Annotated in this window: 26 protein-coding genes; all 26 read left to right on the top strand. The window is 53.1% G+C overall.

Annotation, left to right across the window (positions count from 1 at the left end):
• The first annotated feature begins 2 nt into the window (after positions 1-2).
• The 26 genes from HMPREF3192_RS06245 to rpmD all read left to right on the top strand — a co-directional run bounded on the left by HMPREF3192_RS06245 (position 3) and on the right by rpmD (position 19,703).
• The gene (locus HMPREF3192_RS06245; RefSeq protein WP_066306538.1) at positions 3-4,445 is read left to right on the top strand and encodes a DNA-directed RNA polymerase subunit beta'; all 4,443 of its coding nucleotides are present in this window, start codon (positions 3-5) and stop codon (positions 4,443-4,445) included.
• Between the two features lie 209 nt (positions 4,446-4,654).
• Positions 4,655-5,047 (top strand): hypothetical protein, encoded by a 393-nt coding sequence (locus HMPREF3192_RS06240; protein ID WP_066306536.1) that lies wholly within the window; start codon positions 4,655-4,657, stop codon positions 5,045-5,047.
• Positions 5,048-5,218: 171 nt separating this feature from the next.
• Positions 5,219-5,587 (top strand): 30S ribosomal protein S12, encoded by a 369-nt coding sequence (gene rpsL, locus HMPREF3192_RS06235; RefSeq protein ID WP_028263493.1) that lies wholly within the window; start codon positions 5,219-5,221, stop codon positions 5,585-5,587.
• A gap of 44 nt (positions 5,588-5,631) precedes the next feature.
• On the top strand, positions 5,632-6,102 hold the full coding sequence (gene rpsG / locus HMPREF3192_RS06230) for a 30S ribosomal protein S7 (RefSeq protein WP_066306533.1): 471 nt from the start codon (positions 5,632-5,634) through the stop codon (positions 6,100-6,102).
• Positions 6,103-6,124: 22 nt separating this feature from the next.
• Entirely contained in the window at positions 6,125-8,221 is a 2,097-nt protein-coding gene (gene fusA / locus HMPREF3192_RS06225) for an elongation factor G (RefSeq protein ID WP_066306530.1), read from the top strand.
• A gap of 47 nt (positions 8,222-8,268) precedes the next feature.
• Entirely contained in the window at positions 8,269-8,577 is a 309-nt protein-coding gene (gene rpsJ / locus HMPREF3192_RS06220) for a 30S ribosomal protein S10 (RefSeq protein WP_002563157.1), read from the top strand.
• Between the two features lie 366 nt (positions 8,578-8,943).
• On the top strand, positions 8,944-10,119 hold the full coding sequence (locus HMPREF3192_RS07055) for a BspA family leucine-rich repeat surface protein (RefSeq protein ID WP_082715691.1): 1,176 nt from the start codon (positions 8,944-8,946) through the stop codon (positions 10,117-10,119).
• A 397-nt stretch (positions 10,120-10,516) separates the two neighbouring features.
• On the top strand, positions 10,517-11,137 hold the full coding sequence (rplC, locus tag HMPREF3192_RS06210; protein ID WP_066306526.1) for a 50S ribosomal protein L3: 621 nt from the start codon (positions 10,517-10,519) through the stop codon (positions 11,135-11,137).
• Between the two features lie 43 nt (positions 11,138-11,180).
• Positions 11,181-11,807: a 50S ribosomal protein L4 gene (rplD, locus tag HMPREF3192_RS06205; RefSeq protein WP_066306524.1), complete on the top strand. Its 627-nt coding sequence runs from the start codon at positions 11,181-11,183 to the stop codon at positions 11,805-11,807.
• Positions 11,807-12,109 carry a 50S ribosomal protein L23 gene (gene rplW / locus HMPREF3192_RS06200; protein WP_066306521.1) on the top strand — a complete coding sequence of 101 codons (303 nt, stop codon included), beginning with the start codon at positions 11,807-11,809 and terminating at the stop codon, positions 12,107-12,109. Before rplD ends, rplW begins: the two co-directional genes overlap by 1 nt.
• Before the next feature lie 225 nt (positions 12,110-12,334).
• The gene (gene rplB / locus HMPREF3192_RS06195; protein ID WP_066306518.1) at positions 12,335-13,168 is read left to right on the top strand and encodes a 50S ribosomal protein L2; all 834 of its coding nucleotides are present in this window, start codon (positions 12,335-12,337) and stop codon (positions 13,166-13,168) included.
• A 30-nt stretch (positions 13,169-13,198) separates the two neighbouring features.
• Positions 13,199-13,459, top strand: a complete 261-nt coding sequence (rpsS, locus tag HMPREF3192_RS06190) for a 30S ribosomal protein S19 (protein ID WP_066306516.1) — start codon at positions 13,199-13,201, stop codon at positions 13,457-13,459.
• 15 nt (positions 13,460-13,474) lie between these two features.
• Positions 13,475-13,837, top strand: coding sequence for a 50S ribosomal protein L22 (gene rplV, locus HMPREF3192_RS06185; protein ID WP_066306509.1), 363 nt, complete (start codon positions 13,475-13,477; stop codon positions 13,835-13,837).
• 4 nt (positions 13,838-13,841) lie between these two features.
• A complete protein-coding gene (gene rpsC, locus HMPREF3192_RS06180; protein WP_066306505.1) occupies positions 13,842-14,552 on the top strand; it encodes a 30S ribosomal protein S3 in 711 nt (236 codons plus the stop codon).
• Complete coding sequence (gene rplP / locus HMPREF3192_RS06175) at positions 14,552-14,980, top strand: 50S ribosomal protein L16 (RefSeq protein WP_066306503.1); 429 nt, start codon at positions 14,552-14,554, stop codon at positions 14,978-14,980. The genes rpsC and rplP overlap by 1 nt, the downstream gene beginning before the upstream one ends.
• A 2-nt stretch (positions 14,981-14,982) precedes the next feature.
• Positions 14,983-15,186, top strand: a complete 204-nt coding sequence (gene rpmC, locus HMPREF3192_RS06170; protein ID WP_066306501.1) for a 50S ribosomal protein L29 — start codon at positions 14,983-14,985, stop codon at positions 15,184-15,186.
• 17 nt (positions 15,187-15,203) lie between these two features.
• A complete protein-coding gene (gene rpsQ / locus HMPREF3192_RS06165) occupies positions 15,204-15,470 on the top strand; it encodes a 30S ribosomal protein S17 (RefSeq protein ID WP_066306495.1) in 267 nt (88 codons plus the stop codon).
• Between the two features lie 92 nt (positions 15,471-15,562).
• Complete coding sequence (gene rplN / locus HMPREF3192_RS06160; RefSeq protein ID WP_066306493.1) at positions 15,563-15,931, top strand: 50S ribosomal protein L14; 369 nt, start codon at positions 15,563-15,565, stop codon at positions 15,929-15,931.
• 17 nt (positions 15,932-15,948) lie between these two features.
• Positions 15,949-16,266 carry a 50S ribosomal protein L24 gene (rplX, locus tag HMPREF3192_RS06155; protein WP_066306491.1) on the top strand — a complete coding sequence of 106 codons (318 nt, stop codon included), beginning with the start codon at positions 15,949-15,951 and terminating at the stop codon, positions 16,264-16,266.
• A gap of 399 nt (positions 16,267-16,665) precedes the next feature.
• Positions 16,666-17,232: a 50S ribosomal protein L5 gene (gene rplE, locus HMPREF3192_RS06150; protein ID WP_066306489.1), complete on the top strand. Its 567-nt coding sequence runs from the start codon at positions 16,666-16,668 to the stop codon at positions 17,230-17,232.
• 70 nt (positions 17,233-17,302) lie between these two features.
• Positions 17,303-17,488 (top strand): type Z 30S ribosomal protein S14, encoded by a 186-nt coding sequence (locus tag HMPREF3192_RS06145; protein ID WP_066306487.1) that lies wholly within the window; start codon positions 17,303-17,305, stop codon positions 17,486-17,488.
• A gap of 94 nt (positions 17,489-17,582) precedes the next feature.
• Positions 17,583-17,981, top strand: coding sequence for a 30S ribosomal protein S8 (gene rpsH, locus HMPREF3192_RS06140; RefSeq protein ID WP_066306486.1), 399 nt, complete (start codon positions 17,583-17,585; stop codon positions 17,979-17,981).
• 28 nt (positions 17,982-18,009) lie between these two features.
• On the top strand, positions 18,010-18,546 hold the full coding sequence (gene rplF, locus HMPREF3192_RS06135; protein WP_066306485.1) for a 50S ribosomal protein L6: 537 nt from the start codon (positions 18,010-18,012) through the stop codon (positions 18,544-18,546).
• 64 nt (positions 18,547-18,610) lie between these two features.
• Positions 18,611-18,979, top strand: coding sequence for a 50S ribosomal protein L18 (rplR, locus tag HMPREF3192_RS06130; RefSeq protein ID WP_066306481.1), 369 nt, complete (start codon positions 18,611-18,613; stop codon positions 18,977-18,979).
• An 11-nt stretch (positions 18,980-18,990) separates the two neighbouring features.
• Positions 18,991-19,512: a 30S ribosomal protein S5 gene (rpsE, locus tag HMPREF3192_RS06125; protein WP_066306479.1), complete on the top strand. Its 522-nt coding sequence runs from the start codon at positions 18,991-18,993 to the stop codon at positions 19,510-19,512.
• A gap of 2 nt (positions 19,513-19,514) precedes the next feature.
• Positions 19,515-19,703 carry a 50S ribosomal protein L30 gene (rpmD, locus tag HMPREF3192_RS06120; RefSeq protein ID WP_066306474.1) on the top strand — a complete coding sequence of 63 codons (189 nt, stop codon included), beginning with the start codon at positions 19,515-19,517 and terminating at the stop codon, positions 19,701-19,703.
• Positions 19,704-19,711: the final 8 nt, after the last annotated feature.

Below are 19,711 nucleotides of genomic sequence, written 5' to 3'. Positions count from 1 at the left end.
ACGTGGCAGATTTCGATACTACCGACTTTGATGCCATTAAGATCTCGCTTGCTTCTGCTGATCAAATCCGCAGTTGGTCTCATGGTGAAGTAAAAAAGCCCGAAACGATTAACTATCGTACGCTCAAGCCCGAAAAAGATGGCTTGTTCTGCGAGAAGATCTTTGGACCGGTCAAGGACTGGGAATGCTCCTGCGGCAAGTACAAGGGCATCCGCTTTAAGGGCATTGTCTGCGAGCGCTGTGGCGTTGAGGTAACCAGCGCCAAGGTGCGCCGCGATCGCATGGGCCACATTGAGCTGGCCGCTCCCGTGAGCCACATCTGGTACTTCAAGTCGCCCAACAGCTTCCCGCTGGCCCGTCTTTTGGATATTAAGGGCAAGGATCTCGAGAAGATCCTCTACTTCGCAAGCTATGTCATCACCGACGTGGACTACGAAGCGCGCGAGGCCGACAAGGACGAGCTGCGCGAAGAGCTTGCCGCCGACATCGAAGAGCTCGATGCCGAGCGAGACGAGCAAATCGCACGCGTCCGTCAGCAGGGCGAAGGCTCTGGCGATAATTTCGACGAGCTTGAGCCCTTATCGGAAGACGAAGTGCGCGCCGAAGTGGTCGACATCGAGGAAGAGTACGAGGAAGAGAAGGCCCTGCGCCGCGACGCTTACGAGCGCTTTATGCAGCTCAAGAAGCGCGATCTTATCTCCGACGAATCCTTATTCCGCGAGATGAAGCGTTACTATTCTATCTACTTTAAGGGTGGCATGGGCGCCGAGGCTGTACGTGAGCTGCTCCGCAGCGTGGATCTCGAGAAGGATTCCGAAGAGCTGCGCGCCATCATTGCTGATGAAGAGGGCCAAAAGGCCAAGCGCGAGAAGGCCGTCAAGCGCCTCGAGATTGTTGACGCCTTCCTTGAGGGCAAAAACAATCCCGCGGACATGATTCTGGATGTCATCCCCGTGATTCCGCCCGACCTGCGCCCCATGGTGCAACTAGACGGTGGCCGTTTTGCGGCATCCGACCTCAATGATCTGTACCGCCGCGTCATCAATCGCAACAACCGCCTCAAGCGTCTGTTGGATTTGGACGCGCCCGCTATTATCGTCAATAACGAAAAGCGCATGCTGCAGGAAGCCGTCGACGCGCTGTTCGACAATGGCCGTCGTGGACGCCCCGTCACTGGCCGTGGTGGCCGTCCCTTGAAGTCTCTTGCCGAGGCGCTCAAGGGTAAGCAGGGTCGCTTCCGTCAGAACTTGCTCGGTAAGCGTGTTGACTACTCGGGTCGTTCGGTTATTGTTGTTGACCCCCAGCTTAAGCTGCACGAATGCGGCTTGCCTAAGACCATGGCGCTCGAGCTCTTTAAGCCCTTCGTTATGCGTCGCTTGGTTGAATTGAATAAGGTCGAGAATATCAAGGGCGCGAAGCGCGCCATTGATCGTGCGATTCCCGCCGTCTGGGACGTGCTGGATGAGGTTATTCAGGACCGCCTGGTGCTGCTTAACCGTGCTCCGACCTTGCACCGTCTGTCCATTCAGGCCTTCGAGCCCGTTCTGGTCGAGGGTAAAGCAATCCACTTGCATCCGCTGGTCTGCGCGCCCTTTAACGCAGACTTCGACGGTGACCAAATGTCGGTTCACGTTCCTCTATCGACGCAGGCTCAAACCGAGGCTCGCGTCCTGATGCTCTCGTCGAACAACGTTAGAAGCCCGGCTTCGGGTAAGGTACTCACGGTGCCTTCTCAGGATATGGTCTTTGGCGTGTACTTCCTGACGACTGGCAAGGACAATGTCGCTGGTCACGGCCGCATCTTTAGTAGCTTTGACGACATTTTGAGCGCCTACGATTCGCGCTGTGGCTTGGACATTCAGGCCAAGGTTGTCGTGCGTGTTAGCTCCGACGATGTAAACTTGGAGAAGGACGACAAAAAGTACTTCCGCGTCTACAACGGTCGCAACGAGCTCGTTGACTACGACGTCACGGAAGGCCCCGTCCGCTTCGAGACCACCGTTGGTCGCATCATCTTTAACCGCCAGTGCCTGCCCGCCGATTACCCCTTCATCAACTATAAGATGGTAAAAAGCGACATGAGCAAGCTGGTTAACAACTGCTGCGATCGCTATGACTTGACGCAAGTTGAGGAAATTCTCGACAGCATCAAGTACGCTGGCTTCCACTTTGCTACGCGCGCGGGCTTGACCGTCTCGGTTTGGGATGCTGTCATTCCTGACGAGAAGGAGCAAATGCTCGAGGAGGCACAGGCTGCCGTTAACGAGATTAACGAGAACTACGAGGACGGTTTGCTTTCGGAGCGCGAGCGTCACGCCGAGGTTGTTCAGGCATGGACATCGTGCACCGAGGAGCTGGGTAGCAAGATGCTTGCTGGCTTTACCGAGGATAACCCTATTTACATGATGGCTGACTCGGGCGCCCGTGGTTCGAAGACACAGCTTCGCCAGCTCGCTGGTATGCGTGGTTTGATGGCCGATATGAGTGGTGACACCATCGACCTGCCCATTAAGGCAAACTTCCGCGAGGGCTTGGAACCGCTGGAGTACTTCATTTCGACCTATGGCGCTCGTAAGGGTCTGGTCGACACGGCTTCCCACACCTCCGACTCTGGTTACTTGACCCGTCGTTTGGTCGACGTGGCGCAGGATGTTATCGTGCGTGAGCAGGACTGTGGCACTGACGAGGGCGTGACCTATCACCTCATTAAGCCTGGTACCACCACGCTCAACACCAACCTCGTTGGCCGCTGCACGCTCAACGACATCATTGACGATAAGGGCAATGTCGTCCTTAAACAGGACGAATACATCGAGTCTACTGACGACATTCAGGCGCTCGTTGACGCTGGCCTGAAGAAGGTCGAGCTCCGCGCTCTTCTCACCTGTAAGTCAAAGTATGGTGTTTGCCAAAAATGCTACGGTTGGGACTTGTCCACCCGTCGTCCCGTTAACATCGGTACCGCCGTCGGTATTATCGCCGCGCAATCCATTGGTGAGCCTGGTACGCAGTTAACGATGCGTACGATTCACTCTGGTGGTGTTGCCGGCGCCGACGACATTACGCAGGGTCTTCCTACGGTTGCTCGCATGTTTGACGTCGTTGGCAACGTTAATGAGAAGATCTTGGGTCGCGAGGCCGACCTGGCCGAGAATTCTGGCGTGCTCAAGATCATCCCCGAGACGACTGACTACGTCTTGCAGATCGTGGATCCCGAGGACGAAACACGCGTTATTGTCGAGAAGAAAGTCCCTGTGTCGGTACGTTTTATGCCTGGCATCGAGGATGGCAGCGTTGTTCGTGCTGGTGACCAAATCACCAAGGGCTTCGTCAACTTCCGCCGTCTGCGTGCACTGACCGACATCGAGTCGACAATGCATACCTTTGTTGAGTCGGTTAAGGATGTCTACACCAGCCAAGGCGTCGATTTGGACGATAAGCACATCGAGGTTATTGCTCGTCAGATGCTTCGCCGTGTCCAGATCACCAACCCTGGGTCTTCTCGTTACCTGCTTAATCAGTACGTTGACCGTTACGAGTTTGCTGACACGGTTAGCGCCCTGCAGCTTGCGGGCAAAACGCCCCCCGAGGCAACGCCTGCCATTTTGGGTACGCTGCGCGTCGCGAGCTCCATTGATTCGTGGCTTTCGAGTGCATCGTTCATTCGTACCGCGGGTGTTTTGACTGATGGTGCCATTAGGGGAGAGGTGGACAACCTGCTCGACCTGAAGAGCAACGTCATCGTGGGTAAGAAGATTCCTGCTGGTACGGGCCTGTATGCCTACAACGATGTTGAGTTGACCTATCACGGTGAGCCCATTGGTAAAGCTTCTTCCGAAAAGACCCTGCCTGAGTGGGCGCCCGATATGCTCAAGGAAATCGAGGAGCAGCTGCCGCAGCAACTCGACTGGGTGGGCGACGACTACGCGAGCAATGGTGTGTACACCAAGAATGGTCATACGCTTACCAGCGATGAGGCCAAGCTGTATCTGTTTGATGATCTAGGCGTATCACAGCGCTGGACCAACAAGTTTAGCGAGGTTGGTATCGAGACGGTCGGTGACCTCATTGGCAAGACCGAGGACGATCTGCTGCGCATCGACGGTATTGGTGCAAAGGCGATTGAGGAGCTTCGTGATGGTCTTGAGACACGAGACTTGCTCTTTATCCTTGAGCCCGACGACGATGTCGCCACCGACGACGACTTGGCGCAGCTTTTAAATATGGTCTTCAGCCCCGATGATGACGACATTATGTTGGGTGCCGCCGCTCCCGCAACGCATCACTTTACCGATGAGCTCATCGGCGCTCCTTTGGAGTCGAGTACCGATGATACTTCCGATGTCATTAACGAGGACATCGACTCGCTTGACGACCTGCTTCATAAGGTGGCTTGTCAGGAGGATGACGCCGCTCTCACTGACGAGAATGACGACGAAGAGTAAGCCCTTAGGCGCGCTCGTTCTGTCGTAAGCGCCTGCGTGTATCCGTGCCTGCGCGCTCAACGTTGCATCCGCATCTAATCGCGAGCCTAAAGAAAACGTCAGACCCCAAACTCAAGTGTTGACTTGGGTTTGGGGTTTTGCATGCGTGGCTAGTGAGTATCGGTATGAGAATTTCTCCATTTTTGATGTGAAAAAGGAGGATGATTCGTATGAGAAAAATTCCTTGGTTACGCAACTTCGCACCAGGATCGATGCTTGCTGCTTCGTTGCTGATGGCACTGCCCATCAACGTCCTTGCCTGTAGTGGCATCTATGTGGGCTCTCAACTCACCGCAAATGGCGATACCTATTTTGGACGGACGGAAGACGGCTTTCTCCGTCACCGTAAAGTATTCGGCATACAACCAGCAACCAACAATTCAGGTAAGAAATACGTAGGTTCGCAGGGTTACGAGCGTGCGTATCCTCAGAAAACCTACCGCTTCTCATATATCCGCGACGCAAAGGCAACTGAAGTTGGCAAAAACTTGGCCGAGCAGCTGCAGAATAAAGTGCTTCCCGCTATGCACTGCTATGAGGCGCGAGTTATGTTCAGGCTGTGAATCGTGGATACGCCCGGATGCGTGGTGTGTTGACGCTCGAGTTAAAGCGTTGTATTGTACCTGATTGCGCCAATTTTGGCGATGGTGCTGCATCGTCGTTTGAGGTTCGCATTTGAGGTTAGTATAGTTGCTTAGCATAGTTGTTAGCAAATAGGTAAGAAGGAGAAAACTTTGCCTACAATTAACCAGCTCGTTCGCCAGGGTCGCGTGAGCGTCAAGGCCAAGTCCAAAAACGCCGCTCTCCAGCACAACCCCCAAAAGCGTGGTGTCTGCACTCGCGTGTTTACCACCACCCCCAAAAAGCCAAACTCGGCTCTTCGTAAGGTTGCTCGTGTGCGTTTGGTCAACGGCATCGAGGTAACTGCCTACATTCCTGGAGAAGGACACAACCTGCAGGAGCACTCTATCGTTCTTATCCGTGGCGGTCGTGTTCGCGACCTGCCTGGTGTTCGTTATAAGATCGTTCGTGGTGCTTTTGACTGTGCAGCCGTTCAAAACCGTAAACAGGGTCGTTCCCGCTACGGTGCTAAGCGCGGTTAATTCAAGAAATATTCGTTGTTCTTACTGTCCTTAAGGAGAAGATAATGCCGCGTCGTGCAGCAGCAGTTCGCCGTGAGGTTCAGCCTGATGCCGTTTATAACAACAGGCTCGTAACCCAGCTTATTAACAAAATTTTACTCGATGGCAAGAAGTCCGTCGCAGAGCGCATTGTCTACAGCGCCTTTGACCTTGTTGCCTCCAAGACTGGTGAGGATGCCCTTGCCGTCTTCAAAAAAGCCATGGATAACGTACGTCCCACGCTTGAGGTTAAGCCGAAGCGTGTTGGTGGTGCAACCTATCAGGTTCCTATGGAAGTCAACGCTCGTCGTGCAACCACGCTTGCGATTCGCTGGATCGTTGGTTTTTCTCGCACGCGTAAAGAAAAGACGATGATTGATCGCCTTGCTAACGAAATTATTGATGCTTCCAACGGTGTTGGTGCTTCCATTAAGAAGCGTGAAGATGTATTCAAGATGGCAGAGGCCAACCGTGCCTTCTCCCATTATCGCTTCTAAGTGGGAAGGTCTGGAATAATTTATGGCAAAGGTTAAATATAAACTCGAAGATCTTCGTAATATTGGCATCATGGCTCACATCGATGCTGGTAAGACGACTACGACCGAGCGTATTTTGTACTACACCGGCAAGACCCACAAGATTGGTGAGGTCCACGACGGTGCAGCTACCATGGACTGGATGGTGCAGGAGCAGGAGCGCGGCGTAACCATTACGTCTGCTGCTACTACCTGCTTCTGGAAAGATCACGTCATCCAGATCATCGACACCCCAGGTCACGTAGACTTTACCGCCGAGGTCGAGCGCTGTCTGCGCGTCCTCGATGGTGCTGTTGCCGTGTTTGACGCGGTAGCAGGTGTACAGCCACAGTCCGAGACCGTTTGGCGTCAGGCTTCTAACTACAACGTACCTCGTATCGCTTTTATCAATAAGTACGACCGTATTGGTGCCGACTTCAACCACGCTATCGAGACCATGAAGGATCGCCTTGGCGCAAACGCTGTGGCCATTCAGGTACCGATGGGTGCTGAGGATCAGTTCTGGGGTCTTATCGACTTGGTTACCATGGAAGCATGGGACTTCAAAGAGGACGCCAAGGGCATGATTTTCCCCGAGCGCATGGATGCCATTCCCGATGAGTTTGTCGATGTGGCTAACGAGAAGCGCGAGGAGCTGCTCGAGGTTGCCGCAAACTATGACGATGAGCTCATGGAGATGATCCTGGAAGAGCAACAAATTCCTGTCGAGAAACTCAAGAGTGCTATTCGCGCTGGTGTTTTGGCCAATGACTTAAACCCTGTGTGCGTTGGTTCTGCATACAAGAACAAGGGCGTGCAGGAGCTGCTCGACGCCGTTATCGACTACCTCCCCAGTCCTTTGGACATTCCTGACGTCGAGGGTGTTGACCCCAAGACGGGCGACACGCTGACGCGTAAAGCAAACACCAAGGAGCCCTTCTCGGCATTGGCCTTTAAGGTTATGACCGACCCCTTCGTTGGTAAGCTGACCTACTTCCGCGTGTACTCTGGTCAGGCCGAGGCTGGTAGCTACGTGTACAACTCTGTGAAGGATCACCGCGAGCGTTTGGGCCGCATCCTCGAGATGAACGCAAACGACCGTGTCGACCGTGACGAGTGCTCCGCTGGTGACATTGTCGCCGCCGTTGGTTTGAAGAACACCACCACGGGTGACACCCTGTGCGACGAGCAGCACAAGATCGTACTCGAGTCCATCGAGTTCTCGGATCCTGTTATTGACGTCGCTGTTGAGCCTAAGACCAAGGCTGAGCAGGACAAGATGAGCGTTGGCTTGGCCAAGCTCGCCGAAGAGGACCCAACCTTCCAGGTGCACACTGATCACGAGACTGGCCAAACCATTATTGCTGGTATGGGTGAGCTTCACCTCGAGATCATCGTTGATCGTCTGCGCCGCGAGTTTAAGGTCGACTGCAACGTTGGTAAGCCGCAGGTTGCATACCGCGAGACCGCGGGTCATGCCGTACAGCACGCAGAGGGTAAGTTTGTTCGCCAGTCCGGTGGTCGTGGTCAGTATGGTCATGCCATTATCGACATGGAGCCCAACGAGCCAGGTGCTGGTTACGAGTTTGTCAACGCTATCGTGGGTGGTGTTATTCCTAAGGAATACATTCCATCTATCGATAAGGGCATTCAAGAGGCTTTGGACTCTGGTGTTGTTGCTGGCTATCCTGTTGTGGACATCAAGGTTACCTTGGTCGATGGTTCGTACCACGAGGTCGACTCCTCCGAGGCTGCCTTTAAGATTGCTGGTTCCATGGCAATTAAGGACGCTTTGAAGAAGTCCGATCCTGTATTGTTGGAGCCCATCGAGGACGTTGTTGTCGAGACGCCCGAGCAGTACATGGGTGACGTTATGGGCAACCTGTCCAGTCGCCGCGGTAAGATTGAGGGCATGGAGGACCGCAAGGATACCAAGGTTATCCGCGCTAAGGTTCCCCTGGGCGAGATGTTTGGTTATGCAACCGATCTTCGTTCCCAAACTCAAGGTCGCGCGAGCTACACCATGCAGTTCGGTTCCTATGAGGCTGTCCCCAAGGCTGTTGCCGAGGAAATCATAAGTAAAGCCGGCGGTAACGCCTAAGAGACAAACCCTTATGAGCTTGTTGCTCAATGATGGAGGTACTTAAAGTGTCAAGTCAAAAGATTAGGATTCGCCTCAAGGGCTACGATCATGAGGTTGTCGATCAGTCCTCGAAGCTTATCGTTGATACCGCACAAAAAACTGGTGCGCGCGTTTCGGGCCCCATTCCTCTGCCTACCGAGCGTAACCTGTACACCGTTATCCGTTCTCCGCACAAGGACAAGGATAGCCGTGAGCAATTCGAGATGCGCACCCATAAGCGTCTTATCGACATCTTGGAGCCAACGTCTTCAACCGTCGACTCGCTGATGCGCCTTGATTTGCCTGCTGGTGTTGACATTCAAATCAAGCTGTAACGCTTAACACAAGCAAAAAACGATAAAAGCTGCGCGCACGTCGCAGCGCCGCAACATTGTTGTCTATAAAAGCCCGTATGCGTAAAGCTGCGGGCTTTTTGCTTTTCGTCTGCCGTTACCCGCTGCTATTTGCTGATTCGCTATTGCTAGTCGCCGCTGCCCGCGTTGTCCACCGCTGTTCCACACACTGTTGTTCACTGTCGCTGCTCCATCTGCCGTTTTACTTGTTTTATATTATTCAGATTTGGTTTATCATAGAATAGTTCTAGGATTGCAAGATTTCATACGCAGCTTAATTCAATACAAGGAGTCTATCGTGTGCAAGCCACTTTTGTCTAAGCCTAAGCCTATAAGCGCCTGTCCGATTTGGAAGAGGGCAATGTAAGCGGATGGAAGACAGACAGGGTAACCGATAGCGCCTTGATGTTTTATAACTGTCAAGCGCTTACCAAGCTCGATGTTTCTGCCTGGAACATGCAGCGCAATAAAAATATACAGATGATGTTTTACTGGTGCCTCAATCTTCCTGAGCTGGATACTTCTGCATGGACGCTTTCACCCGAAGCCAAAACCTCTTCGTTTAGTACGGGTGCCTCGAGAGCTTTTGGTCGTCTGCTGTCCCTCACAGAACTTGATGTCACTAAGCTCGGCCACTGCTATCACAAAGGCATGGTTGAGCTCAATACTCTTAAGGTTTCTGACGCTGCTGGCAATGAACAGGCGTATCCCGCCGCGCTCGAAACCCTCAAGATGAACACCTACAAAGACACGCAGTCTGGACCGAACAACAGCAGCGTGACTCGCGACTTTACGCAGGCAAAAGACTTCCACACAAGCTTTATTCTTCCCGAGAAGAGCCATTGGAATGTTTATCGTCTTGACGGCGCCGCGACGCGTCAAAAAAAGATTGCCACTTACGACACCGATGCTGCTGGCTTAATGCAGATGACTAATGTTAATCCCCGCATTACAGAGACAGAATCGTTGCAGCAAGATACAAACTATGAGTTCCACATGGCCCATAAGTTGACCTTTGATCCTAACGGCGGCACGCTCGCTTCAGGTACGCTTGATTACATATACGTTGACAGGCACGGTGTGGTCAAGGCCGATGGTATTGTCGATAAGACCGCTCACCCCACAGGTAAAAATCCACAAGCTCAGATTGCTGCTGGGCTTACGCCCCCTGCCGAGAAGGGCAAGTTTTTATATTGGTCCACCACACCAGATGGCAGCTCTGATGCACTGGCAACAGGTATGACCATAACAAAAGACGTGACGCTGTATGCCATTTATGCGCCCAAGTCGCAGCCAACGCCGCCGACACCACCAGCACCAAACCCGCAGCCAACGCCAGGCAAGCCAGCACCTAAGCCTGAAGCTCCCGCAGGCAAGCCAACACCCAAGCCAGCAGCTCCAGCGGCGCCCACAGCTAAGCTGCCCAAAACGGGTGATGTATCTCAGGCAATGATGCCACTTGTCGCGATCTTCTCGGCTGCAGGCGTTGTTATGGCGAGATTGCATCGTCGTAATAAGGCATAGACGTAATACAGGTAAAACATCTTTTGTTGAGAGCCGTCGGTCCTACGCTGTAGGGGGGGGCGGCCCTCGCGCATAAACGTAGCATGCATAAACAAGTTGCATAATCGCGTGTCACGCCGCAGCGTCACACCGAGTGTCACACTGCGCATCAAGCTCATGCGAAAACCCAATGGATACGCCCGAGACGGTGTATTATGTTGGTGCAGCTAGATGCTAGTAATTTTTTATGCGTAGACCTTGTGAAGTTAAAAATATACGTCTACAATAGATAGGCTTATGTCATAGGGAGAAGTGTGTCTATTCGCCCGCGACATACACCTATAAGATGTGGTCCGCTGAGGAAGGGCGCAAGGGTGCGCTTTTTAGGGTCTCAAGACCACCGAAGGTAAGGAGTGGTATGGTCACCACGATTCTTGGCCGCAAGCTGGGAATGACCCAGGTCTTCGACGAGAATGACAACGTCGTGCCTGTTACGGTTATTCAGGCTGGCCCCTGTGTTATTTCGCAGGTAAAAACGAAGGCAACTGATGGCTACGATGCCGTACAGATTGGCTTTGGCGAGCTTAAGGCAAAGCACGTCAACAAGCCAATGGCAGGTCATTTTGCCAAGGCTGGCGTTGAACCCATGCGCTTTTTGCGCGAGGTTCGCGTTGAGGACGCTTCCGAGTTCAAGCCTGGCGACGTAGTATCCGTTGCAGATTTTTCTGAGGTCGCTGCCGTTGATGTAACGGGCACCTCAAAGGGTAAGGGCTTCCAGGGAACCATTAAGCGTTGGAACTTTTCCCGTGGTCCTATGACTCACGGTTCTCGTAACCAGCGCCGTCCAGGTTCTATTGGTCAGTGCGCTTACCCCGCTCGCGTTCGCAAGGGTCTGCACATGGCAGGTCACATGGGCGACGAGCGCATCACCGTTAAGAATCTGAAGCTCGTTCAGGTCGATATCGAGCAGAACATCATGCTCGTAAAAGGTGCTGTTCCTGGTGGTAAAAACGCTATCGTCTCCATTCGCATGGCTTAAAGCCACACACCATCCGAGTCTTTAGGCTAACAAGGAGAACATGATGTCTAAAATCGAAATCAAAAACGCTGAGGGGAAGGCGACCGATACGGTCGAGTTTTCCTCTGCTGTGTATGGCATTGAGCCAAACATTGCTGTTGTACACCAAGTAGTGGTATGTCAGGCCGCAAGCCTTCGCCAGGGTACCCACGCTACCAAGAACCGCTCTGCGGTATCGGGTGGCGGCGTTAAGCCCTGGCGTCAGAAGGGCACCGGTCGCGCTCGTCAGGGCACCATTCGCGCTCCGCAATGGGCTGGCGGTGGTGTTGTCTTTGGACCAACCCCGCGCTCTCACGCACGCCGCACCAACGCTAAAGAGGTTAAACTTGCGATGCGCTCGGTCTTATCGGGCAAACTTGCTGATGCTGAGCTCGTGGTTGTTGAGGCTTTGAGCTTTGACGCACCTTCCACCAAGAAGGCTGTCGAGCTTCTTAAGAACCTCGGCCTTGCCGAGAAGCGCATCACCGTGGTTGTTGCCGACGACGACATTAACACCTTCCTGTCGTTCCGCAACCTCAAGCGCGTCACCGTCATTGGTGCTTCCGAGGCAACTGCAGGTCTGCTCATCGACAACAAAGCTCTTCTCATGAGTGCTGATATTGCTAAGTACTTCGAGGAGGTGCTCGCATAATGAATTCTGTATACAACGTCATTATTCGTCCAGTTGTTTCTGAGCGTTCGTTTGACCTTATGGGTCAGCGCAAATACACCTTCGAGGTTGCTCAGACTGCAGCAAAAGAAGAGATTGCTGCCGCTGTCGAGAAACTCTTTAATGTGCACGTCATTAAGGTAAACACCATGTCCGTCAAGCCCAAAACGAAGCGCGTTCGCTACGTTGCTGGCAAGACTCGCACATGGAAGAAAGCCGTGGTAACCCTCGCTGAGGGCGATTCCATCGAGATCTTCGGAAACCAGCAGGTCTCTGAGGCTTAGTTTGTAGGAAGCAGGTCGAGAAGAAACCTGCTCGTCGAGGTGTCGCGTCCTCTATAGATACGCGCGGCACCGTGGTAATCCGGTGTTACCCTACTCGAGGCTTGTGTAATGGAGCGGTGAGCGCCGCAGCGTCGCAAGCGCACCCGCGCAGCTCACACCGCAGCTCGCAAACACAGCCCCCATCCCTAGGCAGGGTAGCCAGCGGATAAAGAAAGGGAAAGATTTATGGGAGTTAAGCACCTTAGACCCACCAGTGCTGGTCGTCGCTTCCAAACGATTTCGGATTTCGCCGAGGTCACGACGAACAAGCCCGAGAAGTCACTTCTCGCTCCGTTGTCTAAGCATGCTGGACGCAACAACAACGGTCGCATCACCACTCGTCACCAGGGCGGCGGCCACAAGCGTCAGTATCGCATCATTGACTTTAAGCGTAAAAAAGATGGCATTCCTGCTAAGGTTGCCACCATCGAGTACGATCCAAACCGCTCTGCACGCATCGCATTGCTTCATTATGCCGATGGTGCCAAGGCCTACATCTTGGCTCCTAAGGGCCTCAACGTCGGTGACGTCGTTGTTTCGGGTCCTGGCGCGGACATTAAGCCCGGTAACTGCCTTGCTCTGGCAGACATCCCTGTTGGTACCTTGGTACACGCAGTGGAGTTCTTGCCTGGTAAGGGTGCTGCAATTGCTCGTTCTGCAGGCACCTCCATTCAGTTGATGGGTAAGGATAACGGCTATGCCGTCTTGCGCATGCCTTCTTCTGAGCTTCGCCGCGTTCTTCTCACCTGCCGTGCAACGATTGGTGAGGTTGGTAACGCCGAGCACTCCAACATCACCATTGGTAAAGCTGGCCGCAACCGTTGGCGTGGCATTCGTCCTACCGTTCGTGGTACGGTCATGAACCCTGTTGACCACCCACACGGTGGTGGTGAAGGCAAGAACCACACTTCTGGTCGTCCTTCTGTATCGCCTTGGGGTAAGCCCTCCAAGGGTGCTAAGACGCGTGACCCGAAGAAGGCTTCTAACCGCCTGATCATCCGCCGTCGTAAGACGAAGTAGTCTAAACACGAGTAAGAGGAGAAAGATTCAATGAGCAGAAGTCTCAAGAAAGGCCCGTTTGTGGAGACTCGCCTCCTTGCGCGTGTTGCTGCACAAAACGAGGCTGGTACCAAAGACGTTATTAAAACCTGGTCACGTTCTTCCACCATCTTTCCCGAGATGGTAGGACACACCATTGCGGTGCACGATGGACGCAAGCATGTCCCCGTGTACGTGACCGAGTCCATGGTTGGTCACAAGTTGGGTGAGTTTGCCCCAACCCGCACGTTCCGCGGTCACAAGGTTAAGTAGGGGAGGTAACACTAAATGGCACAAACTACTACCTCTCGTGAGGTTCGCGCACAAGCGAAGTACGTTCGCGTTGCTCCTCGCAAGAGCCGCCTTGTTGTTGACACCATTCGCAACAAGACCGTCGAAGCTGCGCTGGAGACCCTCGCCTTTACCGACCGCGCTGTTGCTGTCGATGTCGAGAAGGTCCTGCGTTCTGCAATTGCAAACGCCGAGAATAACCACGGGCTTCGTCGCGATAACTTGGTAATCAAGGCTGCATACGTTGATGAAGGCCCCACGCTGAAGCGTATTCGCCCTCGTGCAAAGGGTTCTGCATCTCGTATTAATAAGCGTACAAGTCACATCACTATTGTCGTTGCTCCACGAAAGGAGGCATAAGAGCATGGGTCAGAAAGTCCAGCCTACTGGCTTCCGTCTTGGCATTACCGAAAACTGGCGTTCCCGTTGGTTTGCTGGTAGCAAGACATACGCACAAAACCTCGGAAATGACCTGCAGATTCGCCGTTTCCTCGAGAAGCGCCTGAGTCGTGCTGCTCTCTCCCGCGTGGAGGTCGAGCGTGCAGGTGACAAGGTAAAGGTCATTATCCTTACCGCTCGCCCTGGTATTGTCATCGGTAAAAAGGGCTCCGAGATCGACGGCCTTCGCAGTGATCTCGAGAAGCTCTGCGGTGTCGAGAAGGGCCAGGTCGCCGTTGACGTTATCGAGATCAAGCGTCCCGAGTTGGACGCAAGGCTCGTAGCTCAGTCCATTGCTGAGCAGCTCGAGCAGCGCATCGCATTCCGTCGTGCCATGCGTAAAGCCGTTCAATCCGCCCGCAAAGCCGGCGCTAAGGGTATTCGTATCCAGTGCTCCGGTCGTCTCGGCGGTGCCGAGATGGGTCGTCGTGAGTGGTATCGTGAGGGTCGTGTACCCCTGCACACCCTGCGCGCACGTATTGACTATGGCATCAGCACAGCTCGCACCACCATGGGTGCCTGCGGTATTAAAGTTTGGATTTACCTGGGCGAGAAACTCCCTGGTCAGCCTGCGCCTAATCCCGCACTTGAAGGCACCAGCCGTCCTCGCCGTCGTGGCGAAAGGAGGGGCAAATAATGCTAGCTCCTAAGCGCGTGCTTCACCGTAAGGTGCAGCGTGGTTCAATGAAGGGTGTTGCCAAGGGCCACACCAAGCTCAACTTCGGTACCTATGGTATTCGTGCCGAGGAGGCACACTGGATTACCAACCGCCAAATCGAGGCTGCTCGTATTGCAATTACTCGTCGTATGCGTCGTGGTGGTAAGGTTTGGATCACGATCTTCCCAGATAAACCAATCTCTAAGAAACCCGCCGAGACCCGCATGGGTAAAGGTAAGGGTAATCCCGAAGAGTGGGTAGCCGTTGTAAAACCTGGTCGTATTATGTTTGAAATCACCGGTGTTTCCGATGAGGTTGCTCGCGAGGCCTTGCGTCTTGCTCAGCACAAACTGCCCATTAAGACCAAGATTGTTACCAGCGCCGACCAGGACGGGGAGGATAAGTAACTATGAAGTCGACTGAACTTCGCAAGCTCTCGGATGAGCAGCTTGCGCAAAAGCTTGAGGACGGCCGTGCAGAGCTGTTTAACCTCCGCTTCCAGATGGCCACCAGCCAGCTGGACAATACGGCGCGTGTAACAACCGTCAAGCGTGACATCGCGCGCGTTCAAACCGAAATGCGTGCACGTCAAATCGCAGCACAGTCCAAGTAGATCGCAGGAGATACACTATGACTCAAGAAACATCCAGGAATTCGCGTAAGCTCCGCACTGGTGTTGTTACGTCTATCTCTGGCGAGAAGACCGTGACAATCGAAATTGTGGACCGTAAACGTCATCCTAAATACGGCAAGATGATGACTTTGACCAAGAAGCTTCACTGCCATGACGAGCAGGGCATCGCAGGTATTGGCGATACCATCCGTGTTATGGAAACACGTCCCTTATCGAAGACCAAAAGATGGCGTGTTGTTGAGGTTGTCGAGAAGGCCAAGTAAGCACGATCTTTACTTAATCGATTCCATGTCATGTGTGCCATACACACCGTTATACATGGCACACCTCTGATGGAACATGTTCGGAGGATCTGATGATTCAACAAGAGACCATGCTCGTCGTCGCCGACAACTCCGGCGCGCGTCGCGTGAAATGCATCAAGATTCTGGGCGGCTCCAAACGTCGTTACGCCCGCATTGGTGACGTTGTTATTGGCGCTGTTCAGGAAGCTACCCCTGGTAGCAACATTAAAAAGGGCGATATCGTTCGTTGCGTTATTGTCCGCACCGTCAAAGAGACCCGTCGTAAGGACGGCAGCTACATCCGTTTTGACCAAAACGCTTGTGTTGTCATCAACAAAGACGGCGCTCCAGTCGGTACCCGCATCTTCGGGCCTGTTGCCCGTGAGCTGCGTGATCGTAAGTACATGAAGATCGTCTCTCTCGCACCTGAGACGCTGTAGGCAAGGGAGCGAATACAATGTCTAAGATGAACATTAAAAAAGACGACCTTGTGGAAGTTATTTCGGGCAAGGATAAGGGCAAGCAGGGCAAGGTTCTGCGCGCATTTCCTTCCAAGAACAAGGTTATTGTCGAGGGCGTTGCCATTATCAAAAAGGCCGTGCGCCCAACGCAGACCAATCAGCAGGGTGGCATCGTTTCGAAGGAAGCAGCCATTGATGTTTCCAACGTTGCGCTGGTTGACCCCAAGTCTGGCAAGCCCACGCGTGTAGGCTATCGCTTTGACGAGACGGGCAACAAAGTGCGCTTTGCTAAGCGCTCTGGTGAGGCTCTGTAATTTTTATTCAACGCGCAACCGCGTAAACGCGTGAAACGTGAGACGCGTGAAAGCGTAAAACATGATGCGAGCTCGTGGGCATATCCGCCTGCGAGCTCGTACTTTTTATCTGTTCGCGTCCCGAGTCGTCGCTCATTACGTTCCGAGCTTTGCACTGCAAGATGCAAGTAGATCACAAACTGCTAGCAGACCACAGGGCGCCTGTAGATGTGCAGGTTAGATGTACAAATTTTGGCAATTCTCAAAAATATAAATTCTATGCTAGCAATAGCAATTCAAAAACACTAAACTTTATCGATGCATGTCTATGTGTAATGGGCGTGTTATGGCCCTTTGCATGCCAAACAAAGGGGCGCGAGGCCAACCCCGCGCATAATCCACCGTTGTTAAGGAGATATTATGGCAGATAAGAAGGATAAAGTTGTCCCTCGCTTAAAGCAGCGCTATTACGCCACCGTTCGCGATGAGCTGCAAAAGCAATTTGGTTACACCAACGTCAACATGATTCCTAAATTCGAGAAGATCGTGGTAAACATGGGTGTTGGCGAGGCAGCCACCGATTCCAAGGCTATTGACGCTGCCGTTGCCGATCTGCGCACCGTTACTGGTCAGCAGCCCATCGTTACCCGTGCTCGTAAATCTATTGCTACCTTCCATCTTCGTGCTGGTATGCCCATTGGTGCAAAAGTTACCCTTCGTGGTGAGCGCATGTGGGAGTTTCTCGACCGCCTGATTGCTATTGCAATCCCTCGCATTCGCGACTTCCGCGGTGTTTCTCCCAAGAGCTTCGATGGCCGCGGTAACTTCTCGATGGGTATTACCGAGCAGCTCATCTTCCCCGAGATTGACTTCGATAAGGTCGATCACACGCGCGGTATGGATATCACCATCGTGACCACCGCACAAACCGATGAAGAGGGTAAGGCGCTGTTGCAGGCCTTTAACTTCCCCTTCAAGAAGAACTAACGAGAAGATACTATTCACATGGTAAGTCGCGCCTTGACATCGGGCCAAGACGACTTTATAAGGAGGATTTGTGGCTAAGACATCGATGATCGTCAAAGCTTCACGCGAGCCGAAGTTTTCTACGCGTACGCAGAGCCGTTGCCAGCGTTGTGGGCGTCCCCACTCCGTCTATCGCAAGTTTGGTCTGTGCCGTGTATGCTTCCGCGAGCTTGCAAGCACCGGCGAGCTTCCTGGCGTCAAAAAAGCAAGCTGGTAAGGCTTGCCGCCAAAGCAGCCGTATCCAGGCGCTTTTACTACGGGTTTAAGCGAACCGGATAGGGAAATTCATCTCTAACAAAGGAGAACACTACATGAACGTTACCGATCCTATTGCCGATATGCTTACACGCATTCGCAATGCAAGTTCCGCTGGTAAGGAGACAGTTTCTATGCCTTCTACCAAGGTACTTGCCCAGATTGCACGTGTTATTGGCGAAGAGGGCTACATCGAGGGCTACGTCATCGAGGACGCCAAGCCCCAGAACATTCTTACCATCACCCTTAAATATGGTAAGAACCGCGCTAAGACCATCAAGGGCATTCGTCGTATTTCGAAACCTGGTCTTCGCATTTATGCTGCAGTGAACGACCTTCCCCGCGTGTTGGGTGGTTTGGGCACCGCAGTTATTTCGACATCTAAAGGCATGATGAGCGATCGCGACGCCCGTAAGGCTGGCGTCGGTGGCGAAATCATCGCATACATTTGGTAAGACTCAAGGAATTAGGAAAGGAGACACCGTGTCTCGTATCGGTAAAAAGCCTGTCCAGATTCCTTCTGGAGTCACTGTGACAGTCGACGGCACTCACGTAAGCGTCAAAGGCTCAAAAGGCGAGCTCTCGCGCGTCTTTTCTGACCTCGTCAGCATTGCTCACGAGGGCGACGAACTTCTCGTCACTTGTGTAGACGAGACGAGCGAGTCCAATGCACAGCAGGGCCTTACCCGCACCCTTATCCACAACATGGTGACGGGTGTTTCCGAGGGTTTCGAGAAGAAACTCGAGCTGACGGGTGTAGGTTACCGTGCCATGCTCAAAGGTAGAGACCTCGAGCTCTCTTTGGGCTATTCTCATCCTGTCGTATATTCTGCACCTGCAGGTATTACCTTTGAGGTTCCCGACAACACTCACATCAGCGTCAAGGGTATCTCAAAAGAGCAAGTCGGTCAGGTTGCGGCCGAGATCCGCGGCAAGCGTCCACCTGAGCCATACAAGGGCAAGGGTATTCACTACGCTGGCGAGCACATTCGTCGCAAGCTTGGTAAGGCTGCTAAGTAATCGTAAGACTTGCAAAATAACAAGACCGTCACCCCGTCAGGTGTCGGCATAAAAAGGAGTGTTGATGAATAAGTTTAAGGCAAAGAAGCTTGGTCTGAAGCGCCGCCAACGCCGCATTCGTGCCAAGATTTTTGGCACCGCCGAACGTCCTCGCTTGAGTGTACATCGCACAAACAGCAACATTTATGCACAGCTTATTAACGATGTAGAAGCTCAAACTATTTGCACTGCCTCCACGCTCGATGCTGAGTTTAAGGCAACAGGAAAGGTAGCTTCCAACAAAGAGGCTGCTGAATTTGTAGGCGAGCTCGTTGCAAAACGCGCCATCGAGAAGGGCGTAACGGTCGTTACGTTCGATCGTGGTGGTCGCCTCTATCATGGTCGTGTCAAGGCACTCGCAGATGGAGCCCGCAACGCGGGCCTGAAGTTCTAGGAGGAATTTAGATGGCACGTGATCGTAAGCGCCAGCAAGAGACTGATCTTCAGGAGCGCGTCGTATACATTCGCCGCGTTTCCAAGACCGTTAAGGGTGGCCGTCGTATGTCGTTGGTCGCGCTGGTAGTAGTCGGCGATGGCAAAGGTAATGTCGGCCTTGGCTCCGGTCGTTCGGCTGAGGTACCCCTGGCTATTCAGAAGGCAGTCGAGGACGCTAAGAAAAATATGTTTAAGGTACCCATTACCGAGTCTGGTTCCGTACCGCACGAGGTAGAGGGTCACTATGGTGCAGGCCGCGTCTTTATTCAGCCTGCCTTTGAAGGTACCGGTCTTATCGCTGGTGGTCCCGTACGTCCCCTGTTCGAGCTTGCAGGTATTACCAATGTACTTGCCAACTCGCTTGGTACGGACAACGCATTGAATATGATTAAAGCGGCTGCTGAGGGCCTCAAAAAACTCGAGAGTCCCGAGCAAACCGCCGAGCGTCGTGGCCTGACCGTCGGTGAAATGTTCGTCGGGAAGGATAAATAATCATGGCAGAAAAGACTCTTAAAGTTACGCTCGTGCGTAGCGCTGTTGCTTCCGTCAAGAAGGACCAGACGGCTACCTGCCGCGCCATGGGCCTTCGCAAGATTAGCGACGTCGCAATTCTTCCCGATAATCCCAGTGTCCGAGGCATGATTTTTAAGGTCAAGCACCTCGTGACCGTAGAAGAGAACTAAGGAGTTAG

Origin of the sequence: Atopobium deltae, from assembly GCF_001552785.1 — a bacterium.
Classification (GTDB): domain Bacteria; phylum Actinomycetota; class Coriobacteriia; order Coriobacteriales; family Atopobiaceae; genus Atopobium; species Atopobium deltae.
The sequence above is the reverse complement of the archived record's forward strand: the minus strand, read 5'-3'. Positions and strand labels throughout refer to the sequence as shown.